This is a genomic window from Streptomyces sp. SID5643 (genome assembly GCF_009872555.1).
GTDB classification, from domain to species: Bacteria; Actinomycetota; Actinomycetes; order Streptomycetales; family Streptomycetaceae; genus Streptomyces; species Streptomyces iakyrus.
Map to the genome: position 1 here is coordinate 1 of NZ_WWIC01000317.1, position 746 is coordinate 746.

Annotated in this window: 1 protein-coding gene; it reads right to left on the reverse strand. The window is 68.1% G+C overall.

All coding sequences use genetic code 11. From position 1 onward, the window contains the following. The coding region (locus GTY56_RS33950) for an acyltransferase domain-containing protein (protein WP_346345645.1) at positions 1 to 734 on the reverse strand (734 nt) is incomplete at its 3' end. Positions 735 to 746 lie beyond the last annotated feature (12 nt).

Genomic DNA, 746 nt, shown 5'->3' on the forward strand with positions numbered 1-746 from the left:
GTGTCGACCGCCGCGGCCTCCACCGTCGAATAGAACGGCACCTCACCGCTCCTCGGACGGATCCCCGCCAGCACCTCCAGCAACCGCCCACGAGCCGGCTCCACAAACACCGAATGCGACGCATACCCGAACTCCAGCCGACGCGCACGCACCCCCTCGGCCTCACACGCGGCAACGAACCGCTCCAACTCCCCCAACTCACCAGCCACAACAGTCGACGACGGCGCATTCACCACCGCCACACTCAGCCCACCACCCCCACCCGCCAACCGCTCCTCCACCTCGGCCCGCGAAAGACGCACCGAAGCAATCCCCCCACCCGACAAAACCTCTTCCACCACCCGCGACCGGAACACCACCGCCCGCGCCCCGTCCTCCAACGACAGGCCACCCGCCACCACCGCAGCAGCAATCTCCCCCTGCGAATGCCCCACCACCGCATCCGGCACCACACCCAACGACCGCCACAACTGCGCCAGCGACACCATCACCGCAAACGAAACCGGCTGCGCCACATCCTCACGCTCCAACGACACAGCACCCGGCACCTGAGCGATCACATCCGACAACCGCCAGTCCACCAAGCCCGCAAACGCCGCCTCACACCGCGCCATCGACTCCGCGAACACAGCCGACTCCGCCCACAGCCGCGCCGCCATCCCCGACCACTTCGTCCCCGCACCCGGAAACACAAACACCGACCGGCCACCCTCGACCGACACCACACCCGACACCACACCAGGCGA